Consider the following 18,562-nt stretch of genomic DNA (forward strand, 5'->3'; position numbering starts at 1 on the left):
GGTGATATCGCGTTTTCTACTCAAGTCTCTGCTCGCCTCCCGTCTCGACGCCGGTTCCGCTGTAACGTAGCGGCATGCCGTTGCCCCCATGCAACCTCGCCAGGAATGCCCTCGGCACTGCCGAGTGGCGGCCCTGGCGAGGCAGCCGATCAGCCCGCCAGCAACTCGCTGTGCAGTTGGGCGCCATGCAGAAGGTTGTCGGCCAGAGGGCAGCGGCGCTCCACCTCGGCGAGGAAGGCCTGCTTCTCTTCAAGACTCAGCTCCGCATCGATGCCGACACGCAACCGAATCGCCTGGAAGCCCGGACGTACCGAGGCATCGCGTCCGAGCAGGCCGGCCGGGTCATAGTCCGCCTCGACGGCGAAACTCATGCCTCGCAACTCGATCTTGCGCTGGTGCGCCAGGAAGCGCCCGATGGTGCCGAAGCAGCCGGCCAGCGCGGCCAGAATCAGCAACAAGGGGGTCGGCCCGGAATCCTCGCCGAACGCGGTGGTGGGCTGATCCATGACAACCCGGTGCGTACCGCAGTCCACCTCGACGGCAAACGCCGATCCCAGCGTCCCCTGGACACTGATGGTCTTCAAACTCATACCGCACTCCCTCTAGCAGTCAACGCAAGCCACTCCATTCAGGAGCGCTTGCAGGTATTGAAACCCAATAACGAGTAGGCCGGGCAAACCCGAACGATCCCGGTCGCCAGCGGCACGACACCGATCCACCCCCACCAGCCGATCACACCGAACAGGCTCAGCAGGATCAGCAGCGCGCCCAGCACGATGCGCAGGAGCCGATCAACGTTTCCGATATTCGCTTTCATAAGGCTCTCCTCAGGTGAACGCCGATTCGGCGCTCCAGTAGCCGCAGTGGCGAGCCGCAAATCGCAGCGCCCGCTGACTGATTAGATATACCCTGCGGGGTATAAAGGCAACCGCCTGGCGAGTGCTCGATTGCCGCACCGGGCAAGAACCCGGAGACGACCGAAGCAGTGCGACAGCGATTCGACTCACGCCGCTTTCCGCCGCTGGCCGAGCGCGGCGAAAAGCGCGAGACGGTCACGGGCGTGCGCACCTGCGGCGCAGCCTCGGCGCCAGGAGCGGCGCCCCGATCCGTCGCCCTTTCCGCGTTAGCGGCGTTCAGTGCGAATGGCGGTGATGGATATCCGGGAAGTGCGCGTGGGTGTGAGTGATGGGGGCGTGCTGGTGCGGGTGGGTATGCGGCTCCTCGCCATCCCAGTCGAAATCGTGTTCGTGCTGGTGATGCTCGTCGTGACGATGGCGATGGGTGTGCGCCAGCGCCTCGTGGGTGTGCTGGTGCTCATGCCGCTCGCGGATGTGCAACCAGACGCCCAAAGCCATGAGCGCGGCGGCCAGCCAGAACAACAGCGACGGCACCTCCGGCCAGAGGACGAGCGACAGGGCGACACCGAAGAGCGGCGCTACCGAGAAGTAAGCCCCGGTGCGCGCCGAGCCGAGGTTACGCAAGGCGACGACGAACAACACCAGACTCACCCCGTAACCGGCGAAGCCAGTGCCCATCGCCGCCGCCATCCCGGCGATCCCCGGCAGCCGGTCGCCGAGCAGCAGAGCGATGCAGAGGTTCACGCTACCGGCCACCAGCCCCTTCACGCAGGCGATGACCATGGCGTCGTTGGTCGAGACCTTGCGTGTCAGGTTGTTATCGATGGCCCAGGCCAGGCAGGCGCCGATGATCAGCAAGGCGCCGACCGACAGGCTCGCGCTGCCCGGTTGCCAGGACAGCGCCACGCCACCGGCGACGATGGCGAGCATGCCGAGGAATATCTGCAGGTCGACGTTTTCACGAAACACCACCCAGGCGATCACTGCGGTGAACACCCCTTCGAGATTGAGCAGCAAGGAGCTGCTGGCGGCCGCGGTCGAACTCAATCCGAGCATCAGCAAGGCAGGCCCGGCAATCCCGCCGGCGGCGATGGCGCCGAGCAGCCAGGGCAACTCTGCAAGGTGCAAGCGGCTTTCGTTGCGTCGTTCGGCGGCGCTGCGACGCAGGCGGAGCACGCCGATACACAGAGCCAGGCCGATACCGCTGCCCAGGTAGAACAAGCCGGCGACCATGAACGGCGACAACGAGCCCAGCAATGCCTTGGCCAGGGGCGTGGTAGCACCGAACAGCGCGGCGGCGAGAAGCGCCGTGAGGGCGGCGTGATGAAGGGTGCGCATGGCATAGAACCTGAAGGCAGGGGCAGTCCGGGAATTCTACGCGCGTGCGGCAGGTGGCGTATGACTGGTGCACCGACTCCGTCGCTCGCACGCTTTGTCTGCAACCAGGCTTGCGGGCAAACTTCGCAGGCGAAGACACAGCCCACCGAGAGCAACGACATGGTGCAACAGGAACGAGGACTGCATTTCATTCAGGGCGCCGCCGGCCGCATTCAGCTAACCCTGGACCTGCCGGTCGGCGCCGCGCGGGGCATCGCACTGATCAGTCACCCGCAGCCGTTGCTCGGCGGCAGCCCCCGGCACCCGCTGCCGACCGCCCTGGCCAGGCGCTTGCGCAATGCCGGCTGGATAGCCGTGCGGCCAAGCTTCCGCGGTGTCGAGGGCAGCGAGGGCGAGTACGACGCGGGCGTGGGCGAAGCCGAAGACAGCCTCCGCGTGGTCCGTGCCATGCGCGACAGCCATCCGGGCCTGCCCGTGGCGCTGGTCGGCTTTTCCTTCGGCGCTTACGTCTACGCGCGCACCGCCTGCGCGCTGGAGCACGAGCAAGCGGTCGAGGCGATCGTGTTGATGGGCATGCCGGTCGGCATCGTCGCGGCCGGCCGGGAATATCCCGGCATGCCGGTTCCGCAGCGGGCACTGGTGATTCACGGCGAGGCAGACGACATCGCCCCACTGTCCAACCTGCTCGACTGGGCACGCCCGGACGCGCGCCCGGTCCTGCTGTATCCAGGCGCCAACCACTTCTTTCGCGGCTGCCTCGACAGAGTGATCGACACGGTCGAGTTGCATCTGGCGCAGGCAACTTCAGTGGTCGACACGAGCGCCTAGGCCTCCAGCCTTCTCCATCATGAGCGCGCGGACATAAACGCGAAGCCTCGTGCGCGGCAGGCGGCATAGCGCCGCCGGCGGCCTGCCGCGTCTCGTAGGGTGGGTGAGGAACGAAACCCATGCGCCTGGCGCGACGCGATGGGTATCGCTGCGCTCAACGCCATCCTACGGGCCGCGCCCTTCCCTGCGTTCGCCGGCTCGGCCAAGATAGTCGGCCCTCGCCTGACTGCCGCTCCAGGAGCCCCATGAAGCCCCGCGATATTGCCGAATACCTGTTCCTCGCGCTGTCCTGGGGTCTGTCGTTCCTGGTGTTGCTGAAGGTGGTGGCCGGTTTCGGCTGGGTCGGGGCAGTGACCTTTCGCGCCCTGGTCGCCAGTGCCACCCTGTTGCTGGCGGCGCGTCTGTGTGGCCGGCGCTTGTCGTTCCAGGGCCTGTGGCGCCCCTTGTGCGTGGTCGGCGCGACCACCGTGGCCGGGCAGTTGATTGGCCTGTGCTACGCCACGCCGCGCATCGGCACGGCCATGGCGGCGATCTTCGTGACTGCGATTCCGCTGTTCTCCATGCTCATCGGGCGCTTCTGGGGGCTGGAGCGGATCAGCCTCAGCGGCCTGGCCGGCCTGCTCCTGGGCTTCTCCGGCATGTTGCTGCTGGTAGGCTTCCCGGCGGTACCGGTGACCGACGAATTCCTGCTCGGCTGCGCCGCCTCGGTGTTCGGCGCCGTCTGCGCGGCCTTCGGCAGCAACTACGCGAGCCTGCGCCTGCGCACCGCGGGCTCCTGGGAAGTCACCAGCGGCGCCTTCCTGGTCGGCGGCCTACTGACCCTGCCACTGCTGTTCTGGGTGCCACCGCCGGCGCCACCGAGCGCGCTGGATTACCTCTACCTGGTGCTCTCCGGCAGCGTGATGAGCGCACTCAATTACGTGATCTATTTCGGCCTGGTCACGCGGATCGGCGCGACCCGCACCATCAGCGTGGAGTTCGTGGTCACGGTGGTCGCGGTGCTGGCCGGTGCCGGGCTGTTGCACGAGCGCCTGTCGCTGGTCCAGATCGGCGGCGCGGCGATCATCCTCTGCGGCTGCGCGCTGGTGCTCAACCTGCTGCCGCTGCGCGCCAAGGCGCAGGCCTGATCCGCTCCGCCAAAGGCACGGCAGGCAACGGCGTTGCCTCGGCGACCGTGCAGACGCGGTTGCACCCGCCCCGCCAGAGCTGAGCCTCTGCATGAAATCGGTGCCGGGGCGACGACAGTTCGCCCCGGCGAATCTATGCTGAGAACTCGCGGGCAAGCGGGTGCAACCCAATGCCATCCAGCGGCTTCCCACAGCGGCATATAGCACCCTGGCGTGCCCGTCCGGCGGGCGCACCCTGCCCTGTGATTACCTGAGAATGGCGCCATTTCGCTGCACGAAGCCCGCCAAAACCCGGCTTTTCGCACTGCCACGGTGCACCTTCGCCCGCGCTGAAAAAAGCCGCGAAGCAAGGGTTGCACCTGGTTGCACCCAAGAGCGTCGGCAGATTATTCTCTGCGCCAACTTGCATGCTTCTGCGCCACCCCTTCCAAAGGATTACCCATGGCTACCACCACGCTCGGCGTAAAACTCGACGACGCCACTCGCGAACGCCTCAAGCAGGCCGCGCAATTGCTCGACCGTACCCCGCACTGGTTGATCAAGCAGGCGATCTTCAATTACCTGGAGCGTGTCGAGGGTGGCCTGACCCCGCCGGAACTGTCCGGCCTGGCCGCCGCGGTCGGCGAGGAGCCGTTGGAAGCCCTGGGCGAACAAGGCCTGCAGGTGTTCCTCGACTTCGCCGAGAGCATCCTGCCGCAGTCGGTGCTGCGCGCCGCCATCACCGCCGCCTACCGCCGCCCGGAAACCGAGGCGCTGCCGATGCTGCTCGACCTCGCCCGACTGCCCAAGGCGCAGGCCGAGGCGGCCAACAAGCTGGCCCTGGGCATCGCCGAGAAGCTGCGCAACCAGAAGAACGCCAGCGGCCGCCAGGGCCTGGTCCAGGGCCTGCTGCAGGAGTTCTCGCTGTCGTCGCAGGAAGGCGTGGCGTTGATGTGCCTGGCCGAGGCCCTGCTGCGCATTCCGGACAAGGCCACCCGCGACGCCCTGATCCGCGACAAGATCAGCAACGGCAACTGGAGCCAGCACCTCGGCCAGAGCCCGTCGATGTTCGTCAACGCCGCCTCCTGGGGCCTGCTGATCACCGGCAAGCTGGTATCGACGCACAACGAAGCCGGCATGTCCTCGTCGCTCAACCGCATCATCGGCAAGAGCGGCGAGCCGCTGATCCGCAAGGGCGTGGACATGGCCATGCGCCTGATGGGCGAGCAGTTCGTCACCGGCGAGACCATCGCCGAGGCCCTGGCCAATGCGGCCACCATGGAAAGCAAAGGCTTCCGCTACTCCTACGACATGCTCGGTGAAGCGGCGCTGACCGAGGAAGACGCCAAGCGCTACCTGGCGTCCTACGAACAAGCCATCCACGCCATCGGCAAGGCCTCGCACGGGCGCGGCATCTACGAAGGCCCGGGCATTTCCATCAAGCTCTCGGCGCTGCACCCGCGCTACAGCCGCGCGCAGTACGACCGGGTGATGGACGAGCTGTACCCGACCGTGCTCGGCCTGGTGAAAATGGCCAAGGACTACGACATCGGCCTCAACATCGATGCCGAGGAAGCCGACCGCCTGGAGATTTCCCTCGACCTGCTCGAACGCCTCTGCTTCGACCCGGCGCTGGCCGGCTGGAACGGCATCGGCTTCGTCATCCAGGCCTACCAGAAGCGCTGCCCGTATGTGATCGACTACGTCATCGACCTGGCCAAGCGCAGCCGCCACCGCCTGATGATCCGCCTGGTGAAAGGCGCCTACTGGGACAGCGAAATCAAGCTGGCCCAGGTCAACGGCCTGGAAGGCTACCCGGTGTACACGCGCAAGCCTTACACCGACGTGTCCTACATCGCCTGCGCGCGCAAGCTGCTCTCGGTGCCGGAAGCCATCTACCCGCAGTTCGCCACGCACAACGCCCACTCGCTGTCGGCCATCTACCAACTGGCCGGGCAGAACTATTACCCGGGCCAGTACGAATTCCAGTGCCTGCACGGCATGGGCGAGCCGCTCTACGAACAGGTGGTGGGCAAGGTCGCCGACGGCAAGCTGAACCGTCCGTGCCGCATCTACGCGCCGGTGGGCAGCCACGAAACCCTGCTCGCCTACCTGGTGCGCCGCCTGCTGGAAAACGGCGCCAACACCTCCTTCGTCAATCGCATCGCCGACCACTCCATTTCGCTCAAGGAACTGGTCCAGGACCCGGTGCAGCAGGTCGAGCAGATGGCCGCCCAGGAAGGCACCCTCGGCCTGCCGCACCCGCGCATCCCGCTGCCGCGCGAACTCTATGGCAAGGCCCGGCTAAACTCCGCCGGCATCGACCTGGCCAACGAACACCGCCTCGGCTCGCTGTCCTCGGCGCTGCTGAGCAGCACCAACCAGGCCTACCTGGCCCAACCGATCCTCGGTTACGACACGCCGGCGCCCGGCGCGGCCGAGCCGGTGCGCAACCCGGCCGACCACCGCGACCTGGTCGGCCACGTCCACGAGGCCAGCGAAGCCGACATCAAGAGCGCCATCCTCGGCTCGCTGAGCAGCGCGCCGATCTGGCAATCGACCCAGCCGGCCGAACGCGCCGCCATCCTCGAACGGGCCGCCGACCAGATGGAAGCGGAAACCCAGCAGCTCATGGGCCTGCTGGTGCGCGAATCGGGCAAGACCTTCGCCAACGCCATCGCCGAAGTGCGCGAGGCGGTGGACTTCCTGCGCTACTACGGCGCCCAGGTGCGCAACCACTTCGCCAATGACAGCCACCGCCCGCTGGGCCCGGTGGTCTGCATCAGCCCGTGGAACTTCCCGCTGGCGATCTTCACCGGCCAGGTGGCCGCCGCCCTGGCCGCCGGCAATACCGTGCTGGCCAAGCCCGCCGAGCAGACCCCGTTGATCGCCGCCCAGGCCGTGCGCATCCTGCTCGAAGCCGGCGTGCCCGCCGGCGCCGTGCAACTGCTGCCGGGCCGCGGCGAAACCGTCGGCGCCCGCCTGGTCGGCGACGAGCGCGTGCGTGGCGTGATGTTCACCGGCTCCACCGAAGTCGCCGGCATCCTCCAGCGCACTATCGCCGGACGCCTCGACGCCCAGGGCCGCGCCATTCCGCTGATCGCCGAAACCGGCGGCCTCAACGCAATGATCGTCGACTCCTCGGCGCTCGCCGAACAGGTGGTGGTGGATGTGCTCAACTCCGCCTTCGACAGCGCCGGCCAGCGCTGCTCGGCGCTGCGCGTGCTGTGCGTGCAGGCCGACGTCGCCGACCGCGTGGTGGCCATGCTCAAGGGCGCCATGAGCGAGTACAACCTCGGCTCGCCGGAGCGCCTGCACACCGACATCGGCCCGGTCATCGACGCCGACGCCAAGGCCGGCATCGAGCAACACATCCAGGCCATGCGCGACAAAGGCCGCAAGGTGTTCCAGGGCGCGCGCAGCAATGCCGAGGAAATCAAGCGCGGCACCTTCGTCGTGCCGACCCTGATCGAACTGGACAGCTTCGACGAACTCAAGCGCGAGATCTTCGGCCCGGTGCTGCACCTGGTGCGCTACGAGCGCGCCGACCTGGACAAGCTGCTGCAACAAATCAACGACAGTGGCTACGGCCTGACCCTCGGCGTGCACACGCGCATCGACGAGACCATCGGCCAGGTGGTGGACAGCGCCAAGGTCGGCAACCTCTACGTCAACCGCAACGTGGTCGGCGCGGTGGTCGGCGTGCAGCCGTTCGGTGGCGAAGGCCTGTCCGGCACCGGTCCCAAGGCCGGTGGCCCGCTGTACCTCTATCGCCTGCTGGCGACCCGTCCGCACGATGCGGTGGCGCGCCAACTGCAAGGCGACGGCGCGCAGCCGGTGGCACGCCCGGAGGCGGCGCAGAAAGCCCTCGACGCCTTCAGCGAGTGGGCCGCCCAGCAGGAACCGGCGCTGGCCGCGCTGATCGCCGACTATCGCAAGCTGTCGCAGAGCTACACCAGCCAGGTGCTCAACGGCCCGACCGGCGAGCGCAACAGCTATAGCCTGCTGCCGCGCGAACAGGTGCTGTGCCTGGCCGAAGAACGCGCCGACCTGCTCGCGCAACTGGCCGCAGCGCTCAGCGTGGGCAGCCGCGTCCTCTGCCTGCAGAGCCACAGCGAGCTGATCGCCAGCCTGCCCAAGGCGGCGCGCCAGCGCATCGACCTGATCGCCGACTGGACTGCGACCGACAGCCCGTTCGACGCCATCCTCCATCACGGTGACTCCGACCAGTTGCGCCTGGTCTGCCAACAGGCGGCGCAACGCAAGGGCGCCATCGTCAGCGTCTGCGGGCTGAACCGCGGGGAAACCGACATCCCGCTGGAGCGCCTGCTGATCGAACGCGCCCTGAGCGTCAACACCGCCGCCGCCGGCGGCAACGCCAGCCTGATGACCATCGGCTGACCCACCCGCCCGGCACCCTGCGCCGCCACTCCCCTGACGGAGCGGCTACCCGCCACGGCGGCGCGGTTTTTCCGCAGCGCCTATCCGCGCACCCGGCGCCGGCCGCCACGGCGGCGCCACTGGCGGGGCCACCAGCCCCGCCGGTCGTTTTCCGCAGCCCATGGGCAAGGGCCTGCGGCTATGGCTATGATCGCTAGCCATGACACCCACACCCCCGCTCCGCCAACCCTGCCCGCCCGGCGCCTGCACCTGCGACCGTGAACGCCTGCTGGATACCCCAGGCGCCGATGTGCGCATCCTGCTGCTGACGCGCCAGGAAGAGCTGCGCCTGCTCGAACGCCTGGAGAATCTGCACAGCCTGGCCGATCTCGAACACTTGCAGCAGCGCCTGTACGAGCAACTCGGCCTGCGCCTGCGCATCGCTCCGAGCCACAACGAAGTGCGCAGCATGCGTGGCATCGCCATCCAGATCGACGAACTGCCGGGCCTCTGCCGCAAGACCCGGCAGAACATCCCGGCGGCGATCCGCCGGGGCCTGGAAAAATGCCCGGAAATCGCCTGGCGCCTGCTCGACGCCCACGACCTGTTGCGCGATGCCTGAGTCGCCGCCCGACGCGACGCCACAATCGACTGCAACATCAGTCCATATCTCCTTGTTTAAGCGCATATCCTTTGCACTTCGGAGAAGGCATCAATCAATTAATCGACAATGCTTTATCGATATTAAACAACCGCCAGCAACAACAATACGCACAACACCACCCCACACTAAAAGACTCAAAATAATGTTTCGTTTATATAATCAGCAGCCATATAAACGGCACCCATCCTGTTTACTCAAAGCCAAATTCGATATCCCACTTCTTCTTTCGCGGAATAATTGATAGTGCAAAACGACATAGCAAACTGACGTACGGTCATCCGTCCCTGATCGACGCTTTCACGGCAGATTGCCGACGGCAAAAGGCACCGACCAACCCGGCAAAATAAAGGCAAACGCCGCTGAAAATACGCAAAAAACACAGACAACTACCCGGCAAAACGCCGACATCAGAAATCGATGCCCGCCCTGCAAAAAGCCAAATTTCCGGCTCTTTCAGTCCCCCAAAAGCGCTTTTTCGCAAAATGGACGATCTACTGGCGCGCTGCTACTGTTCCCGGTCTTACATGGAAATGACGCCACTTCTGACCTTTGGGACCCCATCATGTCAAGCCAATATCCCAGAGTTGCAGTCCTCGGCAGCTTTACTTCTGGACTGGGTCTGCCCGAGTTAAACCGCTTCAGTGATCTGAATACACTTCTGCAAGCGCCGGCCTTCGATGTCTTATTGCTCGACATGTCCGGCAGCAGTGCGGGACAGGCACTTCGCCGGCTACGCAAGAGCACTGTCTACCGCTTCAGCCTGATTTACTGCTGCCGCGATCTGGACGCCTGGTGCGAGGCGCTGGGAGATGGCGCCCCACCCTCCGAAATGAAGGAGATCGCGCCGCTCTGGCGCCTGTGGAAGGCGCGCTTCAGCCTGTTCAATCGCAGCGGCACCGCCGATCGCTTCGAGAGCCGGGTACTGTCCTGGCTGTGGCTGCGCTCCAGCGCCGAAGTGCATGCGCTGCGCGCCCCGGAAGTCCCTCAGCACTACCGCTACCCCTTGCTGGAAGTCCTGGCCGAGGACGAAAAGGTCAACACCTTCGCCTGGCTGAAGCTGATGACCGAGCAGAAATGGCTGGAGGAAGGCGTCCTGGTCGATCGCATCCGCCTCTGCGCGGACTGCGGCTCGGGACGCTTGAACTACGTCGATGTGTGCCCGGAATGCCATACGCTGGATATCGCCCGCCAGCCGTCGCTGCACTGTTTTACCTGCGGCCACGTCGGCGCTCAGGAAACCTTCCTCAAGGATGGCATGCTGCTCTGCCCCAACTGCCTGAACCGCCTGCGCCATATCGGCAGCGACTACGATCGCCCGCTGGAGAACTACCGTTGCCGTTCCTGCCAGGCATTCTTCGTCGACGCCGAGGTGGAGGCGCGCTGCCTGGACTGCGGATCGGCGCACGCGCCCGACAAATTGCGCATCCGCGAAATCCGCCACTTCCGCCTGAGCGAAGCGGGGCGCCTGCGCTGCCGCCAGGGGTTCAGCAACGAGGACGCCGGACTCAATCAGTTCGGCCGGCTCAACCTGCTGGCGGGCAAGGACTTCTACGAGCTGCTGAGCTGGCAGTTGCAACTGGTGCGCCGCTATCGGCAACCGTCCTTCTCGCTGATCGGCCTGCGTTTCGTCAATCTGACCGAAACCCTGGTTCGCCTCGGCGAACACAGCGGGCATGCGTTCGTCGACAGCCTGGTCGATCGCTTGCAGGAAGCGGTCCGCGAGACCGACCGCTGCACGCGCAGCACCGAGGAATTCTTCTGGCTCATGCTGCCGCATACCGATGCGGACGGGCTGCTCGTGGTCAAACAGCGCCTGAGCCAGGTCGCCGAGCTGTTTTCCTCGCCGGAGGTCAGTGAGATCTCACTGCGCATCGTCAGCTTCACCGCGCCCGAGGATCTGCTCGAGCAGGAAACCGGCGAGCTTCTGCTGGCCCGCCTCGCCAGCGAAATGGCGTGAGGTCGAGATGAGCCTTCCTTTCGAGCAAGTGCAGAACATCCTCGCCCAACTGGGCGGGCAGGATGGCCTCAGCCATCTGTTCTACATGCTGTTCCCCTTCTTCCTGCTCTTCGAGTTGCCGCTCAACCTGCTGGTGCTGGTGGGGGTCTTGCGCTGGTTCGTGCGGCGCCGCTCGGCCGTTCCGCAGCGGAGTCTCTACCAGCCCAGGGTCTCGTGCATCATCACCTGCTACAGCGAAGGCATGGACGTGCAGACGACCCTGCTGAGTCTCTGCGAGCAGACCTACCCCGGGCACATCGAGATGATTCCGGTGGTCGATGGGGCAACCGTGAATCACCCGACGCTGGATGCCGTGCGCAGTTTCCGCGTCGATCCGCAGTTGTACCCGCGGCGGCACCTGCGGCCGATCGCCAAGTGGCAACGGGGTGGCCGGGTGTCGTCGTTGAATGCCGGACTGGCACATGCCAGCGGCGAGATCGTCATGGCCCTCGACGGCGACACCTCGTTCGACAACAACATGGTCGGCGCCATCGTGCGCAATTTCGCCGACCCCTCGGTGCCGGCGGTGGCCGGAAGCCTGCGCGTGCGCAATACCTGGAGTTCGCTGACCACGGCGATGCAGGCGCTGGAGTACCTGCTGTCGATCCATATGTCGAAGATCGGCCTGGCCGAATGGAACCTGGTGAACAACGTCTCGGGGGCCTTCGGCGCCTTCCGCCGCAGCTTCCTGGTGAAGATCGGCGGCTGGAACACCCACACCGCGGAAGACCTCGACCTGACCCTGCGCATCAAGAGCTACTTCCGCCGCCACAACCTGCGCATTCCGTTCGAGCCCGAAGCCGTCGGTCACACCGACGCGCCGGTGAAGTTCCGCGATTTCCTCATGCAGCGGCTGCGCTGGGACGGCGACCTGTTCTTCCTCTATGTGCGCAAGCACAGCCACAGCATCAACCCGCGCCTGCTGGGCTGGCGCGGGTTCCTCATGGTCCTGATCAGTGGCTTCTTCTTCCAGTTGGTGCTGCCGTTCATCATCGTCGGCTACACCGTGCTGGCAGTGGTGCTGTTGCCCGGTTCGACGCTGCTGATTCTGTTCTCGCTGGTGTACCTGCTGTATCTGAGCATCACCGTCATTCTGTTCGTCAACCTGTTGCTCATGGTCTGCGACCGGCCACGGCAAGACCTACCGCTCGCCATACTGCTGCCGATCTACCCGCTGTTCATGCTGTTCATGCGCTGCTGGAGCGCAGTCGCCATGCTCAACGAAATGTTCCGGCGCGGCCATGAGGAAACCAGCATGGCGCCCTGGTGGGTCTTGAAGAAAGCCACGAGGTTCTGACATGCGCTCGGTGCTTCTGACCCTGACATTGGCCCTGTCATCCGCTGCCGTGCTGGCACAGCCGCTGCCACTGCAAACCCTGATCGACAAGCAACAGGCCAACCCGCTGCTGCGCGCCGGCGAGGCCGAACTTCGCGCCATAGACGCCGAGTCGAAGATCACCGAGGACGCCGCCGGCTGGCAGTGGGTCGCCGGCGGCGGGATGGGGCGCTACCGCGAACTGGTGACGCAGAGCATTCGCGACGACTACTACGGGCGCAACCTCAGCGTCGGTCTGCGCCACCCACTGCTGGGTAGCCTGAAGCGCCAACTGGACCTGCTGCAAGCCAAGGATTACGAGCGCCAGCGCCAACAGGCGCTCCTCGCCCTGGCCGCCGCCAGCCAACGCCTGGCCCTGCGCAGCGCCTACGCCGACTGGTGGCGCGCGCAACAGGAGGTCGCGCTCTGCGCGACGCTGCAGCCCTCGGCAAAGAAGGCCGCCGAGGCGATTCGCCTGCGCATGAAGAAAGGCCTGTCGCGCACCTCCGAAAGCCAGTTGCAGATGAACGAGTGGGAAGGACTGGCCAACCAATGCCAGGCGCTGAGCGCCATCGAGGCGGAAGTCCGCGACGACCTGGCGAACCTGAGCAAGACCTCGATACCGGCGGATGCCGAGGCCGTGGCCGAGCCGCTGGCGTCCCGGCCGCAAACGCCGAATCAGTGGCGGATCGCGTTGAGTCAGCATCCGCGCGTGGTGGAAAAGCAGAGCCTGCGCGAGCTGGCCGACAAGCAACGCGACCAACCCTGGTATTCGGCCATCGACTCCGACGTGATCCTGGCCGCCACCCGCGAGTACCGCAGCGGCTCGGACAAGGCCGGTAGCGGCCTGGTCGCCAGCCTGGTCATCTCGGCGCCGTTCGACCTGGTCGGCGACACCCGCGCGCGCCAGCAGGTCGCCGATGCGCGTTACGAAGCGGCCTCCGAGCGGGTCGAGGCCGAACAGCAATCCTTGCAACTGGAGTTGAGCAAGGCGCTGCGCGCGCAGAATGCCGCGCAAGCCTCGATCAGGCTGCGCGGCCAGCAATGGCGCACCGCCGCCCTGGCGCTCAACGAGGAGGACAGCCGCGGCAGGCTGAGCGCCGATGGCAACCTCGACGCGTTGTTGAGCACCGAGCGCATCTATTTCCAGTCAGGATTCGAGTACATCGCCGCCTGGCATGCCGCCTGGCTGCGCCAGGCCGAATTGAACCTGTTCACCGAGGACAGCCCGCAGTTCGCCGAGCTGCTCGGTGACGAGCGCATGGAGTGGACGCCGATGCTGAAGACCCAAGCGTCTCCGCCCGATGGCGACCCGCCCCTTGCGAGCACGGGCAAGGCAACGCCGAGCGCGCCGGATCAATGGCTGCAAGCCACCTATATCTGGAACAGCGCCGCCCTGCTCGATCCCCGCGAGCGGCCGGCGGAACTGCAGGCCCTGCGCAATGCCGGCATGCAGAAAATCTACCTCGGCCTCGACGCCGCCCAGGTGGCCAACCTGAGCGTGACCCGCCAGCGCCTCGAACAGCTGCTCGCCGACGCCGCCCGCAGCGGCCTGCAGGTCAGCCTGCTGCTCGGCGATCCGAGCTGGATAGAACCCGCGCAGCGCGCGCAACTGACCAACCTGCTGGGCAAGCTTCGCGGCCTGGGATTCGCCAGCCTGCACCTGGACCTGGAAGTGGAGCAACTGGGCACGCCGGTCCCCGACCAGCGCCTGAGAGACTGGCTCGACACCTTGCATGCGGCGGCATCCGCCAGCCAGTGGCCGGTGGAGATTTCCAGCCACCACCGCTGGTTTGCCGAGGCGAGCCCGGGACGCCCCTGCGTGCCCTGCGCGCTGCCCTCGGTCGGCGTGCGTCGGGTCAGCCTGATGATCTATACGCGCAACCCGCAACGCAGCGCGCAACTGGCCGCGGAGATCGCCAAACGCTGGCCCGACCTGCAATTCCGCCTGGCACAGAGTGCCGAAGCGCAACTGCCGTCCAGCGAAAGCTGGGCCGGCGCCTCCGCCGAACAATTGCGCGGCCAGGGCACGGCCTGGCGCGCGCAGCTACAACCGCTGGGCATGACCGGCATCGACTGGCAGGCCTGGCGCGACTACCCCAAACGGTGAGCGGCTCATGAAAATTCGTTTCGACAGCGGCAAAGAGCGCAACCCTACTCAGGAAAACGGCATCCATGTGCTCTACGCGCCCGGCAAGCGCATGGCCTTTCGCCTGCGCTGGTATCTGATCCTGTTCCTGGTCGCCAGCCCGCTGATCTGGCTGGTCGGCAATTTCGTCTACGGCCTGGTGCTGATCGACGCCCCCGCGCAGTTGCACCTGCCGATCCAGGAAGTGCGCGCCCGGGATGCCGGGCGGGTCGACAGGATTTTCGTCACGGTCGGCGAGCAGGTGCACAGCCAGCAGCCGCTGCTCGACCTGGATAACCCGGAGTGGCGGGCCCGCCTGCTGCAACTGGCCGCCCTGCCCACGCAATCGCTGCGCGCCGATGACGCCAGCCTGGTGCTCAAGGAGCGCCAGGTGCTCAGCGCCCGCGTGGGCCGTGCGGAACAGCGCGTCGCGCAGTTGCAAAGCCTGCTACAGCAAGGCGCGGCGACCCGTGGCGAGGTGCAGGCGGCGCAGGCCGAACGCGATGGTTATCGCGCCGACCTGCTGGCCTTCGAGCGGCGCGAGCAGATCGCCCGCCAATCGCCCGACCGCATCGATCGCGAACTGATCCAGCAGAACACCGAGCAGCAATGGTTGAAAACGCGCCTGCAAGCCCTGTCGATCAGCACGCCGGAGACCGGGCGCGTCGCCGAAGTGCTGGTCAATCCGGGCGAAAACGTCGGCCCGGGAACGCTGCTGATGCGCCTGGAGCTACAGGCCGAGCCCTTGCTCTGGGTGTATCTGGAGCCGCGCAACATCAGCTACGCCGGCATCGGCCGGCCGCTGAAAGTGCGCATGCCGGATGGCGAATGGCGCGATGCCCACGTCGTCCAGGCCGTCGATAGCGCCAGTCGCACGCCGGTGGTTCTGCGCGGCCCCTTCGCCGCCAGCGAAATCGGCTTGCAGGTCGCCGCCCGCTTCGATCAACCCCTGCCGGCGCGCTGGCGCATCGACCAGTTGCCGCTGAGCGTGCGCTTTCCCAGCGACTGGCTGCGCCTGCTGGGGCTGTCGCATTGAGGCCGGGCGAACGGCCCATTCGCTAAACCCGAGGCAATCGGGATGAACACGCCGCCCACGCGGCGGCGTGCACGATTCTGTGTCTGTTGGAGTGACCTGCCATGAGCGTTGAACGAATTCTGGTAACCGGTGGAGCGGGCTTCATCGGTTCGCATGTCGTCGAAACGCTGCTCGACAAGGGCTACAGCGTTCGCGTGCTGGACGATCTATCGAGCGGGAAACTGACCAATCTGCCGGTCGACAACCCCAATCTGTGCCTGGTGGTGGGCGACGTGGCGGACGCCAGCATGGTCGAGCGGGCGATGAGCGACTGCCGCGCGGTCGTGCACCTGGCCGCCGTCGCCTCGGTCCAGGCCTCCGTCGAGGACCCGCTGCGCACCCATCAGAGCAACTTCATCGGCACCGTCAACGTCTGCGAGGCGATGCGCCAGGCCAATGTGAAACGGCTGGTGTTCGCCTCGAGCGCCGCCGTCTACGGCAACAACGGCGAAGGCGCGACCGTCCACGAAGACACGCCGAAGGCCCCGCTGACGCCCTATGCCGCCGATAAACTGGCCAGCGAGCACTACCTGGACTTCTACCGCCGCCAGCACGGCCTGGAACCGACCATCCTGCGTTTCTTCAATATCTTCGGCCCGCGCCAGGACCCCTCGTCGCCCTACTCGGGGGTGATCAGCATTTTCAGCGAACGGGCCAGGAACGATGCGCCCATCACCATCTTCGGCGATGGCGAACAGACCCGCGACTTCGTCTATGTCGGCGACCTGGTGAAGATACTGATCCAGGCGCTGGAGCAGCCGCAACCGCTCAGCCAGCCGATCAATGTCGGACTCAGCCGGTCGATCAGCCTCAACGACCTGATCGCGGAACTGAGCGTGGCGCTGGGCAAGACCTTGAGCTTCCAGTTCGAGTCGCCGCGCCCCGGCGACATCCGCCATTCGCGCGCGGACAACCGGCGCCTGCTCGAACACTTCAGCCTGAACTCGCCGACCAGCCTGGCGGAGGGCCTCTCGCGGCTGCTCAAGAGCCTCTGATCCCGCGCCGCCGGCAGGCCCTGGACGGCGGCCCGGCCCGCTCGGCGCGCCCGTCGCGGGCCAGAAACAGCCGGCGCGCCCAGGCAAATCGCCAGCAATGGTCTAGCCTCCTGCAAATTAGATGTCGATTGAAGGATCTGTCTGTAGGAGCGAGGGAATGCAGTATCAGGCGTTCAACGATGAGTCGGTGTTACTGATCGTCGATGACCAGGCCAGCGATATCCGCCTGCTGGGCAAGGCTGCGGAAGGCCTGGGGATCATTCATTTCGCCTCCGACGGGCCCCAGGCGATCGCCCTGGCCAAGCGCATCCGCCCGGACCTGGTGCTGCTCGACATCGAGATGCCCGGCATGGACGGCTTCGAGGTCTGCCAGCAGCTCAAGGCCGATCCCAAGCTCGCCGACACCGCGATCATCTTCGTCACCGCCTACAACCAGGTCGCCCATGAGCTGCGCGCCCTGCACCTGGGCGGCGTCGACTTCATCTCCAAGCCGATGAACGTGCCAGTGGCCCGCGCGCGCATCCGCACCCATGTGCGCCTGCGGCAGATGGCGCGCATCCTCGCCAAGCAAGACCCGCTGACCAACCTGCCCAACCGCGCGCTGCTGGCCGAGCGCATCGACCAGGCCATCGACAGCGCGCGCGGCAGCCACCAGCGGGTGGCCATGCTGCTGCTCGACCTGGACAACTTCAAGGCCATCAACGATGCCGAGGGCCACTCGGTGGGCGACGCCATCCTGAAGAGCGTCGCCCAGCGCCTGCTCGGCCATGGGCGCCTGGTGGACAGCATCAGCCGCCCCGGCGGCGACGAGTTCATCCTGCTGCTGCAGGAGGTGACCTCCTTCGAAGCGGTGAGCGACCTGGCCACGCAACTGCTGGCGGACATCGCCGAGCCGCTGCTGATCCGCGCGGACCGCTACCACCTCACGGCGAGCATCGGCATCAGCCTGTTCCCCGACGACAGCAACGACCCCGAGGAACTCTTCCGCCATGCCGACTCGGCCATGTACCAGGCCAAGCAGGCCGGGCGCAACGGCTTCTGTTTCTTCTCCGCGGAAATCGAGAACCGCATGCGCGCCCGGCAGATGCTCGAACGGCATCTGCGCCAGGCGCTGGAGAACGGCGTCTTCGAGGTCTTCTACCAGGCCAAGGTGGAGGCCGCGGATCAACGCATCGTCGGCGTCGAGGCGTTGATCCGCTGGCGCAACGGCGAGGGCCGGCTGGAATCGCCGGCCGAATTCATTCCCCTGGCCGAGGAAACCGGGCTGATCCTGCCCATCGGCCGGCAGATCCTCCTGCGCGCCTGCCAGGACGCCAAGGCCTGGCACGACGCCGGACATGCCATCGCGGTCAGCGTGAACATCTCGGCGGTGCAGTTCCGCGACGAAAACTTCGTCGCCCAGGTCGCCGCCATCCTCGCCGAAGCCCACGTCGATCCGCGGCTGATCGAGCTGGAGATCACCGAGGGCGTGCTCGCCAGCGACAGCCTGGGCGCCCGCCAGACCCTCGCCGCCCTGCGCGGCCTCGGCGTGCGCATCGCCATCGACGACTTCGGCACCGGCTATTCCAGCCTCGCCTACCTCAAGCGTTTCCCGGTCGACGTGCTGAAGATCGACCAGAGCTTCGTCCGCGACATGCTCACCGACCGCAGCGACTCGGCCATCGTCGAGACGATCATCAAGCTCGGCCAGGCGCTCGACCTCGAACTGGTCGCCGAAGGCGTGGAAACCTGCGCCCAGGAACGCGCCCTGCTGCAGTTGGGCTGCAAGGTGATGCAGGGCTATCTGTACTGCCGCCCGCTGCCCTGCGCGAAGATGACCGAGCTGCTTGAACAGGGCGTGCCGGTCGCGCTGTCGGCGCCTCTGCCGTAAGCGCCTCCGG

Annotated in this window: 13 protein-coding genes; 10 read left to right on the top strand and 3 right to left on the bottom strand. The window is 66.2% G+C overall.

Features of this window, described 5'->3' with window-relative positions; translation table 11 throughout:
- Nucleotides 1-149: 149 nt before the first annotated feature.
- The 3 genes from BLQ74_RS21920 to BLQ74_RS21930 form a co-directional block, all read right to left on the bottom strand.
- Nucleotides 150-590, bottom strand: coding sequence for an OsmC family protein (locus BLQ74_RS21920; protein WP_090266372.1), 441 nt, complete (start codon nt 588-590; stop codon nt 150-152).
- A 38-nt stretch (nt 591-628) separates the two neighbouring features.
- Entirely contained in the window at nt 629-817 is a 189-nt protein-coding gene (locus tag BLQ74_RS21925; RefSeq protein WP_090266375.1) for a YgaP family membrane protein, read from the bottom strand.
- A 316-nt stretch (nt 818-1,133) separates the two neighbouring features.
- The gene (locus tag BLQ74_RS21930; protein WP_090266377.1) at nt 1,134-2,195 is read right to left on the bottom strand and encodes a DMT family transporter; all 1,062 of its coding nucleotides are present in this window, start codon (nt 2,193-2,195) and stop codon (nt 1,134-1,136) included.
- Nucleotides 2,196-2,354: 159 nt separating this feature from the next.
- On the opposite strand from BLQ74_RS21930, the gene BLQ74_RS21935 reads away from it, so the two are divergent.
- The 10 genes from BLQ74_RS21935 to BLQ74_RS21980 all read left to right on the top strand — a co-directional run bounded on the left by BLQ74_RS21935 (nt 2,355) and on the right by BLQ74_RS21980 (nt 18,552).
- A complete protein-coding gene (locus BLQ74_RS21935) occupies nt 2,355-3,023 on the top strand; it encodes an alpha/beta hydrolase (RefSeq protein ID WP_090266380.1) in 669 nt (222 codons plus the stop codon).
- A 245-nt stretch (nt 3,024-3,268) separates the two neighbouring features.
- Entirely contained in the window at nt 3,269-4,150 is an 882-nt protein-coding gene (locus tag BLQ74_RS21940; RefSeq protein ID WP_090266383.1) for a DMT family transporter, read from the top strand.
- Between the two features lie 441 nt (nt 4,151-4,591).
- Nucleotides 4,592-8,530, top strand: a complete 3,939-nt coding sequence (gene putA / locus BLQ74_RS21945) for a trifunctional transcriptional regulator/proline dehydrogenase/L-glutamate gamma-semialdehyde dehydrogenase (protein ID WP_090266386.1) — start codon at nt 4,592-4,594, stop codon at nt 8,528-8,530.
- Between the two features lie 199 nt (nt 8,531-8,729).
- Nucleotides 8,730-9,131, top strand: a complete 402-nt coding sequence (locus tag BLQ74_RS21950) for a hypothetical protein (RefSeq protein ID WP_090266388.1) — start codon at nt 8,730-8,732, stop codon at nt 9,129-9,131.
- Between the two features lie 736 nt (nt 9,132-9,867).
- Nucleotides 9,868-11,130 carry a TackOD1 domain-containing metal-binding protein gene (locus BLQ74_RS21955; RefSeq protein ID WP_342028964.1) on the top strand — a complete coding sequence of 421 codons (1,263 nt, stop codon included), beginning with the start codon at nt 9,868-9,870 and terminating at the stop codon, nt 11,128-11,130.
- 7 nt (nt 11,131-11,137) lie between these two features.
- Complete coding sequence (locus BLQ74_RS21960) at nt 11,138-12,466, top strand: glycosyltransferase family 2 protein (protein ID WP_090266395.1); 1,329 nt, start codon at nt 11,138-11,140, stop codon at nt 12,464-12,466.
- Nucleotide 12,467: 1 nt separating this feature from the next.
- The gene (locus BLQ74_RS21965; RefSeq protein WP_090266398.1) at nt 12,468-14,594 is read left to right on the top strand and encodes a TolC family protein; all 2,127 of its coding nucleotides are present in this window, start codon (nt 12,468-12,470) and stop codon (nt 14,592-14,594) included.
- A gap of 7 nt (nt 14,595-14,601) precedes the next feature.
- Nucleotides 14,602-15,648, top strand: a complete 1,047-nt coding sequence (locus tag BLQ74_RS21970) for an HlyD family secretion protein (RefSeq protein ID WP_090266401.1) — start codon at nt 14,602-14,604, stop codon at nt 15,646-15,648.
- Nucleotides 15,649-15,749: 101 nt separating this feature from the next.
- Nucleotides 15,750-16,682 carry an NAD-dependent epimerase/dehydratase family protein gene (locus BLQ74_RS21975; protein ID WP_090266404.1) on the top strand — a complete coding sequence of 311 codons (933 nt, stop codon included), beginning with the start codon at nt 15,750-15,752 and terminating at the stop codon, nt 16,680-16,682.
- A 157-nt stretch (nt 16,683-16,839) separates the two neighbouring features.
- Nucleotides 16,840-18,552, top strand: a complete 1,713-nt coding sequence (locus BLQ74_RS21980; protein WP_090266406.1) for a putative bifunctional diguanylate cyclase/phosphodiesterase — start codon at nt 16,840-16,842, stop codon at nt 18,550-18,552.
- The last annotated feature ends 10 nt before the right edge of the window (nt 18,553-18,562 follow it).

Origin of the sequence: Pseudomonas panipatensis (assembly GCF_900099785.1) — a bacterium.
In the GTDB taxonomy this organism is placed as follows: Bacteria; Pseudomonadota; Gammaproteobacteria; order Pseudomonadales; family Pseudomonadaceae; genus Pseudomonas; species Pseudomonas panipatensis.